The organism is Anaerovibrio sp., assembly GCF_051866355.1.
Classification (GTDB): Bacteria; Bacillota; Negativicutes; order Selenomonadales; family Selenomonadaceae; genus Anaerovibrio.
On record NZ_JBJDWZ010000077.1, the window covers coordinates 1 to 15,625 of the forward strand.

Consider the following 15,625-nt stretch of genomic DNA (forward strand, 5'->3'; position numbering starts at 1 on the left):
TTGAAGGACCACAAATCCTCCATGGAGCCGCCGCCCCTGCCCACAATCAGCACGTCCACAGGATACCGCTCATTAAAAAAATCTATCGCCGCGGCAATCTGCTCCGCAGAGCCAGCCCCCTGCACCTGCACCGGCTTCAGGGCCAGCCTGATGCCGGGAAAGCGCAGCTTGGAAACGCGGAAAATGTCCCGCAGTACCGCACCGGTAGGGGATGTGACTATGCCTATCGTCCCCGGATACAGCGGCAACGGCTTCTTGTGGGCCTCGTCGAAAAGCCCCTCCCCCGCCAGCCGTTCCTTCAACTGTTCAAAGGCGGCCGCCAGATCCCCGATGCCGTCAGGCGTCATACTGCTGACATACAGCTGATACTTGCCGCCGTCAGCATAGACATTCACACTGCCGGAGGCGATTACCTGCATGCCGTCGCCGGGCTGGAACCGCATCCTGACGGCACTGCCGCGGAACATGACGCAGGGAATAATCGCTCCCCTGTCCTTCAGGTTGAAATAACAATGGCCTGAGCTGTAGCGCTTGAAATTGGAAATCTCTCCCCGTACCGCCACACTCCGCAGGGCATTGTCACCACCTATTAAATTGGCAATATAGCCTGTCAGCTCACTGACTGTAACAACTCCGGACATATACTCTCCCACTGTGCTCCTATTTTTGCATCATGCACGCAACACACACAAAATGGGCTGCACCCGGACGGGCAGCCCTGCTATCATTTACGCATAACAGCACCAAGAATACCATTCACGAACCGGCCCGAATCATCGGTGCCGTACTTTTTCGCCAGCTCCACAGCCTCATTGATGATGATATTCGGTGTAACCTTTTCCTCCCTGAACTCCAGCTCATAAACAGCCATCCGGGTGATATTCCTGTCCACTCCCGCCATGCGCGAAAGCTTCCAATCCCTGGAAGCCGCCGTAATCAGCCTGTCAATCTCCTGCAGGCTGTCCATAGTGCCGTTGACCAGCTCCTCCACGAACTGCCTGTCCCTGGAACCGAGGCGGCCCTCCATTTCGGCGGCGGCCGCATCTATCACCGCCAGCCTTGCCGCCTGCTGTCCGCCCGGCTCCGTATTCTCGCTCTGATTAAAATCCAACTGAAATAAGGCCTGCAACGCAAGTTCACGAGCCTGTCTCCTACTCATATCTGTAAAATCCTCTTTCTGTCACGATAAACTCTTACGGCCGCCCAAGCGGGGCGGCAACCTACCTCAGCCTGTGAATATCCCTGGGAATGCAATCCTTGATATTCTGCCAGGTGTCACCTTCCCTGTCGACATTCATGCCGACAAAAAGACCTGCCATCCCCAGCAGCATCACAAAAAGCACATTCCAGAAGCCAAATACAAGAATGCATATCCCCAGCAGGACACCGGTCAGGCCACCGGCACACTTGCCCGGATGCTCATGCCACAGCCGCTGTAAAAACAGCCCTGCGGCTTCCTTCATATCAAAATTCATCTTCAGCTCACCGCCTGCTACTTAATACGGCGCTTTTTCACAGACACGCCGCTGGCAATGCTTTGAACAGAAACTGCCACCTCTACATTGTCTATACCTGCTATCCGGGTAACATACCTGTCCACCTGACAGCGAATATCGTCGGAAATCGCAGCTACGCTACGCTCCTGCCCCACTTCGAGACGTATGTCGAGCTTCAGGAAATCGCCTTCATCCCCCCGATGCTCCACCAGAGCCTTTGCCTTCGCCTGGCGCACGCCATGCACGCCCCCGGCAATCCGCTCCGCCATGTCGCGCACAGCCGCCAGCGAAACATTCACCTGACCTGCCGCGCCCTGAATGACCAGCAGCTCCCCGGACTTTATCTCCTTTGACTTGCGGCCGGAAACACTGCACAGGAGCAGATGGATGCTGACCAGCAGGAACACCCCTGCCACAGCGCCGGTCTGCCACTGGCTCACCAGATATTCATATTCATTGAACACGACACGCTCCGGCACTATGTGCAGGCATAGGCCTGCTACGCCCGCACACAGCACGCCAAAGAACAGCGTATACACAAATAACAGGATGCGATTAAATATCCCCATTATTCAACACCTTTTTTCTGTTCTCAACGCACACGGACTTCCTCTTCACGAACCTCCGTATCCGGGAAACCCACGCCCTGTACGTGAACATTTACCTCCACTACGGAAAGTCCCGTCATGGATTCAATGGCAGTCTTTACCTTTTCCTGTACAGTGAGGGCCACATCCGGGATACGCACGCCGAACTTGACGATTATGTACAAATCAACGGCAGCCTCAGTCTCTCCCACCTCGACCTTTACGCCTTTGGCCAGATTCTTCTTGCCGAGAATCTCGGCAATGCCGCCGACCAGTCCGCCGCTCATGCCTGCAATGCCGTCCACCTCGGTAGCCGCCATGCCGGCAATAATGCTTACAACCTCATCTGCAATGCGTACAGAGCCAATGCCCTCTTCCAATTTAATAGTATCGTTTGCCATAGAAAAAACCTCCTCGCAATAAAACAGGACTTATCACGTATATTTTACCAAACATACAAACCTTATTCAAGTTATTTTGAATAAAAATACATCCTGACTTAAATTATTCTACATCACGCTGAAAAATCCCTGCAAGAACATTCAAAAAAATACATAAAAAGGGATTCTACCACAAAAAGCAGTGAATCCCTTTTACGGTAGTATTAATTTCTCAAAGTTCAGAACAAATGCAGAACGCAGGCAAAATCTTATGCGCGCTCAATGTAATTGCCGGTGCGGGTATCAATCCTCAATACATCGCCCTCGTTGATGAAGAGAGGAACGCGCACGGCATAGCCGGTTTCCAGCGTAGCCATCTTGGTGGCGCCGGTGGCAGTATTGCCCTTGACGCTAGGCTCGCACTCGGTAACGGCCAGATCCACGGAGTTCGGCAGGGTAATACCGATTACACGGCCCTTGAAGGACTGAATGGCAACCTCCATGTTTTCCTTCAGGTAGTTCAGGGCATCACCAAGCTGCTCCTTGTTCAGCTCCATCTGCTCATAGGTTTCGTTATCCATGAAGGTATACATGCCGTCAGCCTCGTAGAGATACGCCATGCGGGCAGTATCCAGGCGGGCAGCAGGCATTTTCTCGTTAGGGTTGAAGGTACGCTCAACAACAGCGCCGGTCTCAACGTTCTTGATTTTGGTGCGGACAAAAGCGGCACCCTTGCCCGGCTTTACATGCTGGAACTCAACAACCTGCCATACGCCGTTGTCAATCTCAATAGTCAGGCCAGTGCGGAAATCGGTACTTGTAATCATAAAATAAAACCTCCAAAAAATAAATTACACGTTAAAGTATTGCGCCCGCGCGTATCCTACGCGCCCAGCTCAATCAGCTCCTTCGGACTGCGGGTCAAAACCTCACACCCGTCATCCGTTACCACTACGGTGTCCTCGATACGCACACCGCCCCAGTCAGGAATATATATGCCCGGCTCCACAGTCACCAGCATGCCTGCCACCAGCGCCTCGCAGGTGCTGGACGGCGAAAGCCGCGGTTCCTCGTGGATTTCCAGTCCGACGCTGTGCCCCAGCCCGTGGCCGAAATACCTGCCATAGCCTGCGGCATCAATCTGCCTGCGAACCTCTCTATCCACATCCTTGCCGGAAGCTCCTGACCGCACCAGGCTTACGCCGAGCTGCTGAGCCTTCAGCACAGTGCCGTATACCAGACGCTGTTTTTCATCAGCGGCACCGACACAGATGGTACGCGTCATATCGGAATGATATCCCTTATAAACGGCACCATAGTCCATTGTAACAAATTCTCCGACATTTATCAACTTTTCTGTTGCAGTTCCGTGAGGAAGGCTGCCCCTTTTTCCAGAAGCGACAATTGTTGCAAAGGAAGGCCGCTGTGAGCCCTTCTGCCGCATAAAATTTTCCAGCGCCGCCGCCACATCGTTCTCGGAAATTCCGGGCCTGATATACGTAAGGATATAATCGAAGGCCTCGTCGCCTATCCTCATGGCACGCCGTATGCACGCCAGCTCCTCCGCCGATTTTATCTGGCGCAGGCTGTCAAGGCCGACGGAGCGGGAAAAATCCACATCCCGCAGATGCCCTGCAATCCTCCTGTGCCAATCAAAGCAAAGACTGCTTCCCTCAAAGCCCACTTTTGACAGGCCATCCTCATTGATGATTTCCGCCACCCGCTTCAAAAGGCCTTTTTCCTGCCTCTTAATCTGAAAATCCGGCGCCTCATCGGCCGCCTGCTCCACATAGCGGAAATCCGTCACCAGCTGCGCCGTATTCATGCCGATGACCAGCATGGAGTCATCACCGGTAAAGCCGCTGAAATATTGCAGGTTTTCCGGCTTGCTGACAACGACGCCGTCCAGTCCCTGCTCCCGCAGAAAATCTCTTAGATGAATCAATCTGTCCTTGTACATAAAAATACGCCTCTTGAAAAAAATTTTATCACACAGCCCCGTCCCTGCCCAGCTTCCTGATAGCCGTGTACATGGCGGCGGCATAGCTGTCCGTGCCAAAGCCCAGAATCTGTCCCATAACCACCGGAGCGATTACGGATTTATGCCGGAATTCCTCACGGGTATGCACATTGGAAATATGCACCTCGATAACCGGCACATCCACGGAGGCAATCGCATCGCGCAGGGCGATGCTGTAATGCGTGAAGGCCCCGGCGTTGAGAATGATAAAGTCCACGCCGTTTCCCGGCGCCTGCTGAATTTTATCAATCAGCGCCCCCTCGTAATTGGACTGGAAAAACTCTGTTTCCACGCCTGCCTCGGCGGCCTGCCCGGCCAGCATGTCATTGATGTCCGCCAGCGTGGTACTGCCATATATTTCCGGCTCCCTCGTGCCCAGCATATTGAGATTGGGGCCGTGCATAACAAGAATCCTGCTCATATCTACTACTCCTTACAATCGCTTGTCTGTATCTCATGGCAAAGCCTGCCGTGGCCGTCATGCCGCCCTCACAGGATGTCCCTGCGCAGGATGGCATAGGGCTCCACAGGCTGTTCCATGCGGATTTTTACCAGCTGCTGAGGATGCGGTGCGACATCAATGGCCTCACCCTCCTCATCGTACATTTCGGCAAGCACCTGGCGATAGCCCGCCAGCTTCGGCTGGAATATCTCAAGCTCCTGCCCCAGCTTCATGTTGTTGCGCTGTTCCACCAGCGCCATCCCGCTCTCCGAATCATAGTCCAGCACCAGTCCCACGAAATCCGAGGTCTGGATGTAGCTTGAGGTGCCGTAAATCTGATCCTTCTCCGTAGGGCGTCCATAATAAAAGCCTGTGGTATACGCCCGATGGGAAACCTTGTCCAGCTCTTCCAGCCATTCCTTCTTTATGCTGAACTCCGATGGCGAGGCAAAATAGCTGTCAATCGCTTCCCGATAGGCCTTGACCACGCTGGCCGCGTAATGCACGCTCTTCATGCGCCCCTCAATCTTCAGGCTGTCCACGCCGCTGGCCAGCACATCCGGCAGATACGGCAGCAGGCACATATCCTTTGAGTTGAAAATATATGTCCCCCGCTCATCTTCCAGCACAGGAAAATACTGCCCCGGCCTCTTTTCCTCCATCAGCGCGTAGTTCCAGCGGCACGGCTGGGCACAGCTGCCGCGGTTGGCATCCCGCCCCGTCAGGTAATTGCTCATCAGACAGCGCCCGGAATAGGAAATGCACATGGCGCCATGCACGAACATTTCCAGCTCCACCGGGCACTTCTCCCGTATTTCACGGATTTCATGCAGGGACATTTCCCTGGCCAGCACCACCCGGCTGGCTCCCAGCTCCGCCCAGGCGTTGACCGTCGCCCAGTTTGTATTGTTTGCCTGGGTGCTGATGTGCAGCTCCACATCCGGCGCATATTTTTTTGCCAGCGTAAAGACGCCCAAATCAGCCACCAGAATGCCGTCCACGCATATTCCGTTCAGGAACCGCAGATAGTCCGGCAATGCCTCTATATCGCTGTTATGTGGAAAGATATTTACCGTCACGTAGACCTTCTTGCCGAGCTTGTGCGCAAAGTCAACAGCTTCCGCCAGCTCCTCACGGGAAAAATTTCCCCCGAAGGCCCGCAGGCCAAAGGCCTTGCCCCCAAGATACACGGCATCGGCGCCGTACAGGAGGGCCATTTTCAGCTTTTCCATATTTCCCGCCGGAGCCAACAGCTCAGGTTTTTTCATCTATTTATACCTCCAACTTACCGCCAGACCGTCACCATCTGCATGGATTTCCGTTCTGAACTCTGCATTATCCGTCACCAGGCTGATGTACTCCCGCAGGCGCTTCACGATGGTTCGGAACCGCCGCGGCACCGGCACATCCCCCTGCACATAGCCGCGAAACAGCACATTGTCGGCAATCACTACCGCATCATCAGACAGCAGGGGATAAACCTTGCGGAAATAGTCAGGGTACTGCCCCTTGGCCGCATCTATGAAAACCAGATCAAACCTGCCGGACTGCTTCTGTATATTCTCCCCGGCATCCCCCGTCACAATGGAAATCCTGTCTGCAAACCTGCTCCTACTGATGAACCGCCCGGCCTCTGCCGCCCGCTCCCCGCTCAGCTCCAGCGTGACAATCTCCACCTGCTCATCCGCGTGTGCCGCAATATAAAGGGTGGAATAGCCGATAGCCGTGCCTATTTCCAGTACGCGCCGGGGCCTTTTGGCCGCAACGGCCCCGGTCAGCACCCGAAGGCCATTGACGTTGATTATCGGCACATGATTTGCTTCACCGTAGGCCTTCATTTCCGCCAGCAGGGCCGGCAGTTCCCCGTCCTGTATCTGTATCTGCTCCTGCAGCATGTCCTGTGTATCCATTTATCTTACCTGCTCCACCAGTCCCAAATGCTCGTCATAAGTATATCCATAATGGTTGTGCCCGCTACGGTCAGCCACAAAATACAGATAATCCGTATCTGACGGCTTTAGCACCGCTTCAATGGAGGCCATGCCCGGACTGGCAATCGGGCCGGGCGGCAGGCCGTAATGCAGATAGGTGTTATAAGGCGACTCCATCTTCGTATCCTCGATGGACAAGTCCTCCTTTACCTCTTCACGCAGGTATTGGAGGGTGGTATCCGTCTGCAACGGCATGTTGATAGCAAGGCGCTTGAAGAAGACCTGGGCAATAACCGGCCTGTCCTCGGAGTACCTTGCCTCCTTTTCCACCAGCGAGGCCAGGGTAACCAGCTCATAGATGGAAAGCTGGCGTTCCTCTGCCTGACGGCGCATATCCTGCGTCAGCCTGCGGTCAAACTCGTCAGCCATTCTCTGCATGATATCCCGCGGCGTCGCATCGTTGGCAAAATCATAGGTATCAGGAAAGAGAAATCCCTCAATGCGGTAGTCGGCCTCCGGCACGTCCTTGATGTAGTCATAAGGAGCAAAATGCCTGGCCTCCGCCAGAAACTCCTTCTCGTCCGCCAGCCCCTGCTCGGCAAACAGCTTGGCCACCTGACGCACATTCAGCCCCTCCGGCACCGTCACCCGCACGGCAACGGAGCGTCCATTAATCAGCACGCTGAGGGCATCACCTGTCTTCATGTTGCGCTGCAGCTCAAACACGCCCGCCTGAAACCTGCTGTCCGCATTATTCAGCTTCACCGCCAGCCAGAACTTTGCCTGTGAATCTATTACGCCCTGCTTTTCCAGAAGCTGCCCTATCTGGGAGGAATTCATGCCGGGCTTTATCCGCACATATACAACATCATCACCGTCAACGCTGGTGACATCCGAAAAGGCACAGCTCATGGCGAACAGCACTGCACCGGCAGCAACCGCTATGAGAACGCCCAGCCCCGACGCAATATATACGTTGCGCTTCGCCCTCTTCTTCACATCGTCACTGTCACTATTGCGGTATAAAAACCACGCCTCCAGCTTGCGGCTCGTCCTGTCCGCCAGCTTTTCCTTTAACTCACTAAAATTCATAATCCACCCCACAAAACTTAACTGTTCCTATTTTACCACCATCAAGAAAGATTTGTGAAGTCTTTTCCAGTATCAGATACATTCTTTTCTCTTTTAAGCTGTATTCATTTGCCCTTCCCGGCATCATAGGGCTCACCCCGAAGCCAGGCCTCCGCCTGCTGCCAGTCAGGATAGAATTTTGCTACCAAGGCGTGAAATTCCGGCGTATGATTTTTTTCCAGCAGATGTACCAGCTCGTGAATAATCACATATTGCAGGCACTGGGGCGGTTTTTTCGCCAGATTCAGGCTGAGCCATATGCGCCGTTCCCGGATATTGCAGGAACCCCAGCGGGTCTGCATCCTTTTCAGCCTGACCTCCTTCGCCTTCAGTCCCGTCAGCTTTTCGCACAGGGGAAGAATCCCCGGCAGTGCCCTGTTCAGCTCCCGCCGGTACAAATCGTACAGGCACGCCTCAATCTGCTCCCTGCCGCTTCCCGGCGGCACCGCCACCAGCACATGCCCCTCCGTGCATCTGGCCAGGGAAGCCCGCTCCGTAAACACCACCCGCAGTTCATAGCTCCTGCCCCACAGGCGGCACCTGCCCCCGGCAGGGGAAATATTCTCGCCGCAGTCCTGCAAAATTCTGTTTCTGGCCGCCATGAGCCGCGGCCAGGCCTCACGCAGTACGGCCTGCCATTCATAGCTCCGCACCCCGAAGGGACAGCTGAGCACGATATCACCGCGGGGCGGCACAACCCTGACCCGTATATTTTTCATGCGGGGCCTGCGGATGACCTGCACCGGCATCCCCTCAAAAGTATAATCCTTCTTTGAAATCACTGACCCCTTCACCGCCCCTGACAAAATCGGTATCCCATGTGCAATTATAGCACATTTTTCCCATACTGCCCGTCAATTTTCACGGAATAAAACAGCACAAAAAATGCGGCGGCTGTATAGCACAGCCACCGCAGTACGCACCGGGTGAACTAAGTAATTGGAATTACAGATCCAGCCCTGACGCAATCTCCTTCAGCATTCTGGCAGATTCCTGCAGCTTGGCAGTTTCAGCCTCGTTCAGGGAAATAGGAATCAGCGTCTCCACGCCGTTGGCTCCCACCACAGCCGGCATGCTCAGGGAAATATCCTCTATGCCGTAGCTGCCGTGCATCATGGAGGAAACAGGCAGGATGGACTTCTCATCGCGCACGATGCACTCGCAAATCCTCTTGACTGCCATAGCTACGCCGTAGTAGGTGGCATGCTTCTTGGCAATAATCTCGTAGGCGCTGTTCTTTACCTTCTCGGCAATCTCTTCCGTGGCCTTCTCATGCTCAAAGTGCCCGCGCATCTCGCAGAAGGTGTTCAGCGGCACGCCGGATACGTTGGCACTGCTCCATGCCGCAATCTCGCTGTCGCCATGCTCGCCGATGATAAAGGAATGAACATTGCGGCTGTCAACGCCCAGATGCTCGCTGAGGGCATACTTAAGACGGGCCGTATCCAGCACCGTGCCGGAACCTATAACGCGATTCTCCGGCAGGCCGCTGAGCTTGACGGCCGTATAGGTCAGGATATCTACAGGATTAGCCACAATCAGCAGTATGCCCTTGAAATTCCTCTTGGCAATCTCCGGAATGATGCTCTTGAAGATGCCGACATTTTTGTTCACCAGGTCAAGGCGCGTTTCATTCGGCTTCTGGTTGGCGCCTGCAGTCACCACGATTACGGCCGCATCGGCAATATCATCGTAGCCGCCGGCATAAATCTTCATCTGACCGGCAAAGGAAATGCCGTGGGCGATATCCATAGCCTCGCCCTCAGCCTTCTCCGTGTTGGCGTCCAGCAGTACCATCTCCGAAAAGAGCTTGCTCTGCATCAGGGTAAAGGCCGCTGCCGAACCGACAAAGCCGCACCCTACAATAGCCACTTTTCTGGCATTAACATTCTGATTCATTTTATAGCCTCCAATCTAAAAACAGGGGTTGACATCCCCCAGCCAAATAACATTCATCACTTCTATTGTAGCGGTTTAGCTTGTTAAATTCAAATGTTATTTTTATAAATTACCGGTATACATGACAAAATATCCTTTTTCTTAATATTATGAGGTATATTTTCCCTTGTGAGTGTACATTTTCATAAATATAGGTTATAATATTATTATATAACGAAGGAGAGATTGATTTGATTGAAGTATATTTATTTTCACTTTTCTGGCTGGCGCTATCCGGCTACGGCCTGTTCATCACCCTGAAAAAGGGTAATGACGATGAGGACAGGGATTTCTTTGACGAGCTGATGGAAATGGAGCGCTTTATCCCGCCCAAGGCTATTGCAAAAATGATTGTTATTTTCAGCATAGGCATGCTGGTTATTGATATTATGGGGTTTTATCTTGCCTATCACCATGCCTACATAAATGTCAACGGAATTTTCTACCGCATCATGTTTTTCTTCGCCTGCGCCTGCGTCTTTATTACGGACCAGACTATTGCCATGCGCTACACGCTCCGCATCAGCTCCGCCATCAGGAAGCTGGAAAACAAGCCTGATGTGCTGCGCCGCTGGATTGACAGGAATGACCCGAATAAGAATACGCTCAATACCCTGTCTGCCATCACCAAGTTTACGATTGCCCTGCAGCTGGCACTTTTTACGGTGGTGACATCGTTTTTGGGATAATACATGCCCTGCGTGACGAAAGGGATGCCTGCATCCCTTTTTAGATTCATAGAAATACATCAAAAAGGAGGAGAGTGTTATGAATCTATCAGTAAAAATTTTAATTTCTCTGGTATTATCCGTAATCGTGGGATTGATAGCGGGAACGGAGGGACTGCCGTTCATCAAATGGTGGATTGCCCCGATTGGCACCATGTTCATCAATCTGATTAAAATGGTCATCGTGCCGGTGGTATTCACATCCCTGGTCGTAGGCATGACCAGCCTGGGTGATCTGAAAAAGCTGGGGCGCATCGGCGTCAAGACCATCCTGATTTACCTCTGCACCACCGCTATTGCCATCATTATCGGCTTTGCCGTGGCCGGCGTCGGCCATCCGGGCATCGGTCTGGAAATGGCTGCCGGTGAGGCCGTAAAGGTAAAAGAGGCCCCTTCTATCATGCAGGTGCTGGTAGCCATGATTCCTACCAATCCTGTTGCTTCCATGGCCAAGGCTGACATCCTGCCTATCATCATCTTTGCCCTGTTCGTAGGCGTGGGCATCCTGCAGGTGGGCGGCAAAAAAGCCCAAATTCTCATCGACTGGTTTGATGCGGCTGCCGAGGTCAGCTACAGGATCATCAACATCGTCATGAGCCTGGCTCCTATCGGTGTGTTCTGCCTGCTGCTGCCTGTTGTGGCAGCCAACGGCCCGAAGGTACTCCTGCCTCTGCTCTCCGTAATCGCCTGCATGGCTATCGGCTCCGTAATTCATGCGGTGGGCATCTACTCCACCATGGCCAAGGTATGGGGCGGCCATTCCCCTGCCAAGTTCTTCAAGGGCATGACCGAGGCCATGCTGATTGCCTTCACCACCTGTTCTTCCGCGGCTACCCTGCCAATCAACATGAAGAACTGCCAGGAGAAGCTGGGCTGCTCCCGTGACGTATCTTCCTTCGTACTGCCGCTGGGCGCTACCATCAACATGGATGGAACCGCCATCTACATGGGTATCTGCTCGCTGTTCATTGCCAACGTCTACGGCATTGACCTGACTGCAGGGCAGATGGGCATGATCGTCATGACCGGTACCCTCGCCTCCATCGGTACGGCAGGCGTGCCTGGTGCGGGACTTATCATGCTGTCCATGGTACTGCTGTCCGTGGGCCTGCCGATGGAAGGGCTGGCGCTGGTAGCCGGCATCGACCGTATCCTTGACATGTTCCGTACTACGGTCAACATCACCGGTGATGCCGCTGTAACCTGTGTTATTAACGAAACGGAAAAGGGCAAATAACAGCCCTTTATAGAAAATAATCGGCATAAGCTAAAACGCTGGTGCCTGCCCCCCGACGAGGGAAGCAGGCCGCCAGCGTTTTTTTTACGCATCATGCCGCTATATCACGCCTATACATTTTGTACCTGCAGGGCCCGGATGGCATTGAGAACGGCCAGCACCAGCACGCCTACGTCGGCAAAAATCGCCAGCCACATGTTGGCTATGCCAATCGCTCCCAGCGCCAGGCAGGTAAACTTGATGCCCAGTGCCAGCACGATATTCTGATAGACGATGCCCATACATTTTCTGGCAATCCTGATGGCCTTTGCCACCTTCTCAGGATTGTCGTCCATCAGCACCACATCAGCCGCTTCGATGGCCGCATCAGAGCCCATGGCGCCCATGGCAATGCCCACATCCGCCCTGGTCAGCACCGGGGCATCGTTGATGCCGTCGCCCACAAAGGCCAGCTTTTCCTGAGCCTTTTTCTTTTTCAGCAGGATTTCCACCTGTGCCACCTTGTCGGCCGGCAACAGCTCGCTGTGCACCTCGTCAATCCCCAGGCTTTCCGCTGTCCGCCCTGCCGTTTCCCTGTTATCACCGGTAAGCAGTACCGTCCTTGCTATACCGGCCTTCTTCAAGGCCTTGATAGCTGCTGCCGACTGCGCCTTAACCTTATCGTCAATGACAATATGCCCGGCGTAGCTGCCGTCAAGCCCTACATGGATAATCGTGCCACTGCTGTGGCATGGCACAAATTCAATCCCCAGCCTGTCCATCAGCTTGTCATTTCCCACGGCCACCCTGATGCCGTCCACTGACGCTGTAATGCCGTGACCGCTGATTTCCTGCACATCCTTTACCCGGCTGCGGTTCACGGCCTGCCCATAGGCCGCCTGCAGGCTCCTGCTGACCGGATGCGATGATGCACATTCCGCCAGAGCCGCATATTCCAGCAGTTTTTCCTCTGCCAGCGCATTGTGATGTACGGCCCTGACGGCAAAAATGCCATGGGTCAGGGTGCCCGTCTTGTCGAAAACCACATATTTCACTTTGGAAAGGGTTTCCAGATAGTTGGAGCCCTTTATGAGTATGCCTGCCCGGCTGGCGCCGCCAATCCCTGCAAAGAAGCTCAACGGCACGCTGATAACCAGCGCGCACGGACAGCTGATTACCAGAAACAGCAGGGCACGGTAAATCCACACATGCCAGGCCGCCTCTGCCCCCAGCAGGAGCACATTGGCCAGCGGCGGCACCACCGCCAGCACAAAGGCGCTGTAGCAGACCACCGGCGTGTACACCCGGGCAAACTTGGCAATAAAGGCCTCGGATTTTGACTTGCGGGAACCGGCTTCCTCCACCAGCTCCAGTATTTTGGAAACGGTGGATTCCTCAAAGGCCTTCGTGGTTCGCACCTTTAAAAGACCGGTCATATTTATACAGCCGCTGACAATATCCTGTCCCTTTTCCACATTGCGGGGCCTGCTTTCTCCCGTAAGCGCCACGGAATTGACGGCACTGCGCCCTTCCAGCACCACGCCGTCCAGCGGCACCTTTTCACCGGGCTGTACCACAATCACACTGCCAACGGAAACCTCATCCGGCGCGACCCTGGCCAGACTGCCGTCCTCCTGCTCTATATTGGCATAATCAGGCCGGATGTCCATCAGCTCGCTGATATTCCTGCGGCTCCTGCCCACCGCATAGCTCTCAAACAGCTCGCCAACCTGAAAAAACAGCATAACGGCAACAGCCTCCGCATAATCGCCACTGCCATCATACAAGGCCAGCAGAAACGCACCTATGGAGGCAATGGCCATGAGGAAATTCTCGTCAAAAACCTGCCTGTTTCTGATTCCCCTCACGGCCTTGTACAGAATATCATAGCTGACTATGCCGTAAGGAACCAGATACAAGACCAGCCTCAACGCTCCTGCCACCGGGGCAAAATACAGTGCCAGCATCATCGCCGCCGCTGTCAGAATCCTTGCCAGCGCTTTTTTCTGCTTCTTATTCATAGTAAATCTCGCAATCCGGCTCCACTTTGCGGCAGGCCCGCAGAACCTCTGCCATGACCTCTCCCGGATCGGCTCCCTCTGCAAATTCCACCTTCATCTTCAAGGTCATAAAATTGACTGTGGCATCAGCCACCCCCGGTATCTTTCTGGCAGCCTCCTCCATCAGATTGGCGCAATTTGCGCAGTCCACCTCAATCTTATATGTCTTTTTCATTTCTTTATCTCCTTTCATATCAAGGATTTTTCACTGAAAATCCACACCTGCAGCGCTTCCTGCCTCACTTTCCCTTGGAAATGATAAAAGGCAGGCTACACAAACAATTAAACATTTGCTTAATTGTTATATTAAGAGTATAATACCGTTAATGCAAGATGTCAATAAATTAAATGAAAAATATTTTCATTTTTATTCACTTTCATAAAGGAGATAAATATGAACCTGCCGCACAATCACAATGAAGATGAAAAAGCCTGCCAGTTTCTGCAGGCAAAAATTGGCGATATCGAGAGCTTCCAGACGGTTTCCAACGTATTCAAGCAGCTGGGCGACCCCACCCGCCTGCGCATATTCTGGATACTCTGCCACTGCGAGGAATGCGTGCTGAATATCGCCGCCCTGCTCGACATGTCCAGCCCTGCCGTGTCCCACCATCTGCGCCCACTAAAAAACAGCGGCCTGATAACAAGCCGCCGTATTGGCAAGGAAGTGTATTACAAGGCTGCCGACACGGAGCAGACACAGCTGCTTCACGACATGATGGAAAAAGTAATGCAGATTACCTGCTTCCGATGAAAGCAATTGCCTAAAGCCACCAGCCTGCCTGAATCGCATTTGCCAAGTCATGTCTGCCCGAATTGTCACCCTTTGGCAGACTCTTTATTGTAGACCTCTTTCAGCAGGGTTTCCTTCCTCAGTGACAGGCATTCACACTGCTTTTCCTCCGCCGGCACATTACGGATGGTTTCCAGCAGTATCTCCCCAATCATGGCGGCATCATCATAGAAGATATTGGACATATCCTCATGGGACCACACCTTGATGCCCTCGCCGTAATTCACGGTAAAATACAGTCCCGCATAGCAGGCGCCGATTTCCCTTGCCAGATAGACCTCCGGGCACATGCTCTGCCCCACAATATCCGCGTGGCCGTTCAGCATGGCCACCTCCGCCGGGCTTTCAAAGTGCCTGCCGTCCGTCACTGCATAGGTGCCGCGGGTAAAAATTCTTCCATTGAACCGCTTTTTTGTGGCGGCAATCAGGGCCCTGCGCAATTCCGGGCACAGGGCATCACGCATGACCAGCAGATATCGCCCATCCAGCATGACATCCTTGCGCATGGACATGTCAAGATAATCATCAGGTATCATAAAATCCCGGATGTCCAGCAGCTTGTTTACCGTGCCTACCCCGCCCTCGGACAAAATTCTCCTGACACCTGCGGCGCGGAACACCCAGAACACCTGCCGGGAGGCATCAGCCCTGGTCACACCACTGCGCCAGCCATGCATCTTGACGGTCAGCACCTTTTTTTCTCCTACAGAAAAAAAACGAAAGGCCGGACTTATGCCGTATGGTGTTTCAAAATGCAATCCGTCCGCCTCAATCTTTACATCCTCCGCTGGCACATTCATAGGAAAATCGCTGGACAACGTGCCTGAACCACCCACTATGCCATACTCCGCCTTTGGAATTTCAACTATATGCTCAATCCCCAAAATGCTATACCACCTTTCA

The 15,625-nt window shown here is 53.5% G+C and carries 19 protein-coding genes; 3 read left to right on the plus strand and 16 right to left on the minus strand.

Features of this window, described 5'->3' with window-relative positions; all coding sequences use genetic code 11:
• The 13 genes from xseA to ACI3UA_RS04485 all read right to left on the minus strand — a co-directional run.
• On the minus strand, nt 1-641 hold a 641-nt coding region (gene xseA, locus ACI3UA_RS04425; protein ID WP_439723620.1), incomplete at its 3' end, for an exodeoxyribonuclease VII large subunit.
• An 83-nt stretch (nt 642-724) separates the two neighbouring features.
• Complete coding sequence (gene nusB, locus ACI3UA_RS04430; protein ID WP_439723621.1) at nt 725-1,159, minus strand: transcription antitermination factor NusB; 435 nt, start codon at nt 1,157-1,159, stop codon at nt 725-727.
• 61 nt (nt 1,160-1,220) lie between these two features.
• Entirely contained in the window at nt 1,221-1,475 is a 255-nt protein-coding gene (locus ACI3UA_RS04435; protein ID WP_439723622.1) for a DUF2273 domain-containing protein, read from the minus strand.
• 17 nt (nt 1,476-1,492) lie between these two features.
• Nucleotides 1,493-2,065 carry an alkaline shock response membrane anchor protein AmaP gene (gene amaP, locus ACI3UA_RS04440; RefSeq protein ID WP_439723623.1) on the minus strand — a complete coding sequence of 191 codons (573 nt, stop codon included), beginning with the start codon at nt 2,063-2,065 and terminating at the stop codon, nt 1,493-1,495.
• Nucleotides 2,066-2,088: 23 nt separating this feature from the next.
• Nucleotides 2,089-2,484, minus strand: a complete 396-nt coding sequence (locus ACI3UA_RS04445) for an Asp23/Gls24 family envelope stress response protein (RefSeq protein ID WP_439723624.1) — start codon at nt 2,482-2,484, stop codon at nt 2,089-2,091.
• A 248-nt stretch (nt 2,485-2,732) separates the two neighbouring features.
• The gene (gene efp / locus ACI3UA_RS04450) at nt 2,733-3,290 is read right to left on the minus strand and encodes an elongation factor P (protein WP_154407300.1); all 558 of its coding nucleotides are present in this window, start codon (nt 3,288-3,290) and stop codon (nt 2,733-2,735) included.
• Between the two features lie 56 nt (nt 3,291-3,346).
• A complete protein-coding gene (locus ACI3UA_RS04455; RefSeq protein ID WP_439723625.1) occupies nt 3,347-4,423 on the minus strand; it encodes a M24 family metallopeptidase in 1,077 nt (358 codons plus the stop codon).
• A gap of 28 nt (nt 4,424-4,451) precedes the next feature.
• The gene (gene aroQ, locus ACI3UA_RS04460; RefSeq protein WP_439723626.1) at nt 4,452-4,904 is read right to left on the minus strand and encodes a type II 3-dehydroquinate dehydratase; all 453 of its coding nucleotides are present in this window, start codon (nt 4,902-4,904) and stop codon (nt 4,452-4,454) included.
• A 68-nt stretch (nt 4,905-4,972) separates the two neighbouring features.
• The gene (locus tag ACI3UA_RS04465) at nt 4,973-6,193 is read right to left on the minus strand and encodes a peptidase U32 family protein (RefSeq protein WP_439723627.1); all 1,221 of its coding nucleotides are present in this window, start codon (nt 6,191-6,193) and stop codon (nt 4,973-4,975) included.
• Nucleotides 6,194-6,835 (minus strand): O-methyltransferase, encoded by a 642-nt coding sequence (locus ACI3UA_RS04470; protein WP_439723628.1) that lies wholly within the window; start codon nt 6,833-6,835, stop codon nt 6,194-6,196.
• On the minus strand, nt 6,836-7,948 hold the full coding sequence (mltG, locus tag ACI3UA_RS04475) for an endolytic transglycosylase MltG (protein ID WP_439723629.1): 1,113 nt from the start codon (nt 7,946-7,948) through the stop codon (nt 6,836-6,838). It abuts the gene before it with no gap.
• A gap of 104 nt (nt 7,949-8,052) precedes the next feature.
• A complete protein-coding gene (locus ACI3UA_RS04480) occupies nt 8,053-8,736 on the minus strand; it encodes a M48 family metallopeptidase (protein WP_439723636.1) in 684 nt (227 codons plus the stop codon).
• A gap of 196 nt (nt 8,737-8,932) precedes the next feature.
• On the minus strand, nt 8,933-9,886 hold the full coding sequence (locus ACI3UA_RS04485) for an L-lactate dehydrogenase (protein WP_439723630.1): 954 nt from the start codon (nt 9,884-9,886) through the stop codon (nt 8,933-8,935).
• 230 nt (nt 9,887-10,116) lie between these two features.
• Between ACI3UA_RS04485 and ACI3UA_RS04490 the strand changes: the two genes are divergently transcribed.
• Both ACI3UA_RS04490 and ACI3UA_RS04495 read left to right on the plus strand, forming a co-directional pair.
• Nucleotides 10,117-10,614, plus strand: a complete 498-nt coding sequence (locus ACI3UA_RS04490) for a hypothetical protein (protein ID WP_439723631.1) — start codon at nt 10,117-10,119, stop codon at nt 10,612-10,614.
• Nucleotides 10,615-10,693: 79 nt separating this feature from the next.
• Nucleotides 10,694-11,890: a dicarboxylate/amino acid:cation symporter gene (locus tag ACI3UA_RS04495; RefSeq protein ID WP_439723632.1), complete on the plus strand. Its 1,197-nt coding sequence runs from the start codon at nt 10,694-10,696 to the stop codon at nt 11,888-11,890.
• Between the two features lie 110 nt (nt 11,891-12,000).
• Here the strand turns inward: ACI3UA_RS04495 and ACI3UA_RS04500 are convergent, their stop codons facing one another.
• Together ACI3UA_RS04500 and ACI3UA_RS04505 are read right to left on the minus strand one after the other, a co-directional pair.
• Entirely contained in the window at nt 12,001-13,890 is a 1,890-nt protein-coding gene (locus ACI3UA_RS04500) for a heavy metal translocating P-type ATPase (protein WP_439723633.1), read from the minus strand.
• Nucleotides 13,883-14,104 (minus strand): cation transporter, encoded by a 222-nt coding sequence (locus tag ACI3UA_RS04505; RefSeq protein ID WP_439723634.1) that lies wholly within the window; start codon nt 14,102-14,104, stop codon nt 13,883-13,885. Before ACI3UA_RS04505 ends, ACI3UA_RS04500 begins: the two co-directional genes overlap by 8 nt.
• Nucleotides 14,105-14,323: 219 nt before the next feature.
• Between ACI3UA_RS04505 and ACI3UA_RS04510 the strand changes: the two genes are divergently transcribed.
• A complete protein-coding gene (locus ACI3UA_RS04510) occupies nt 14,324-14,683 on the plus strand; it encodes an ArsR/SmtB family transcription factor (RefSeq protein ID WP_439723635.1) in 360 nt (119 codons plus the stop codon).
• A 65-nt stretch (nt 14,684-14,748) separates the two neighbouring features.
• Here the strand turns inward: ACI3UA_RS04510 and ACI3UA_RS04515 are convergent, their stop codons facing one another.
• The gene (locus tag ACI3UA_RS04515) at nt 14,749-15,591 is read right to left on the minus strand and encodes an MTAP family purine nucleoside phosphorylase (RefSeq protein WP_439723637.1); all 843 of its coding nucleotides are present in this window, start codon (nt 15,589-15,591) and stop codon (nt 14,749-14,751) included.
• Nucleotides 15,592-15,625: the final 34 nt, after the last annotated feature.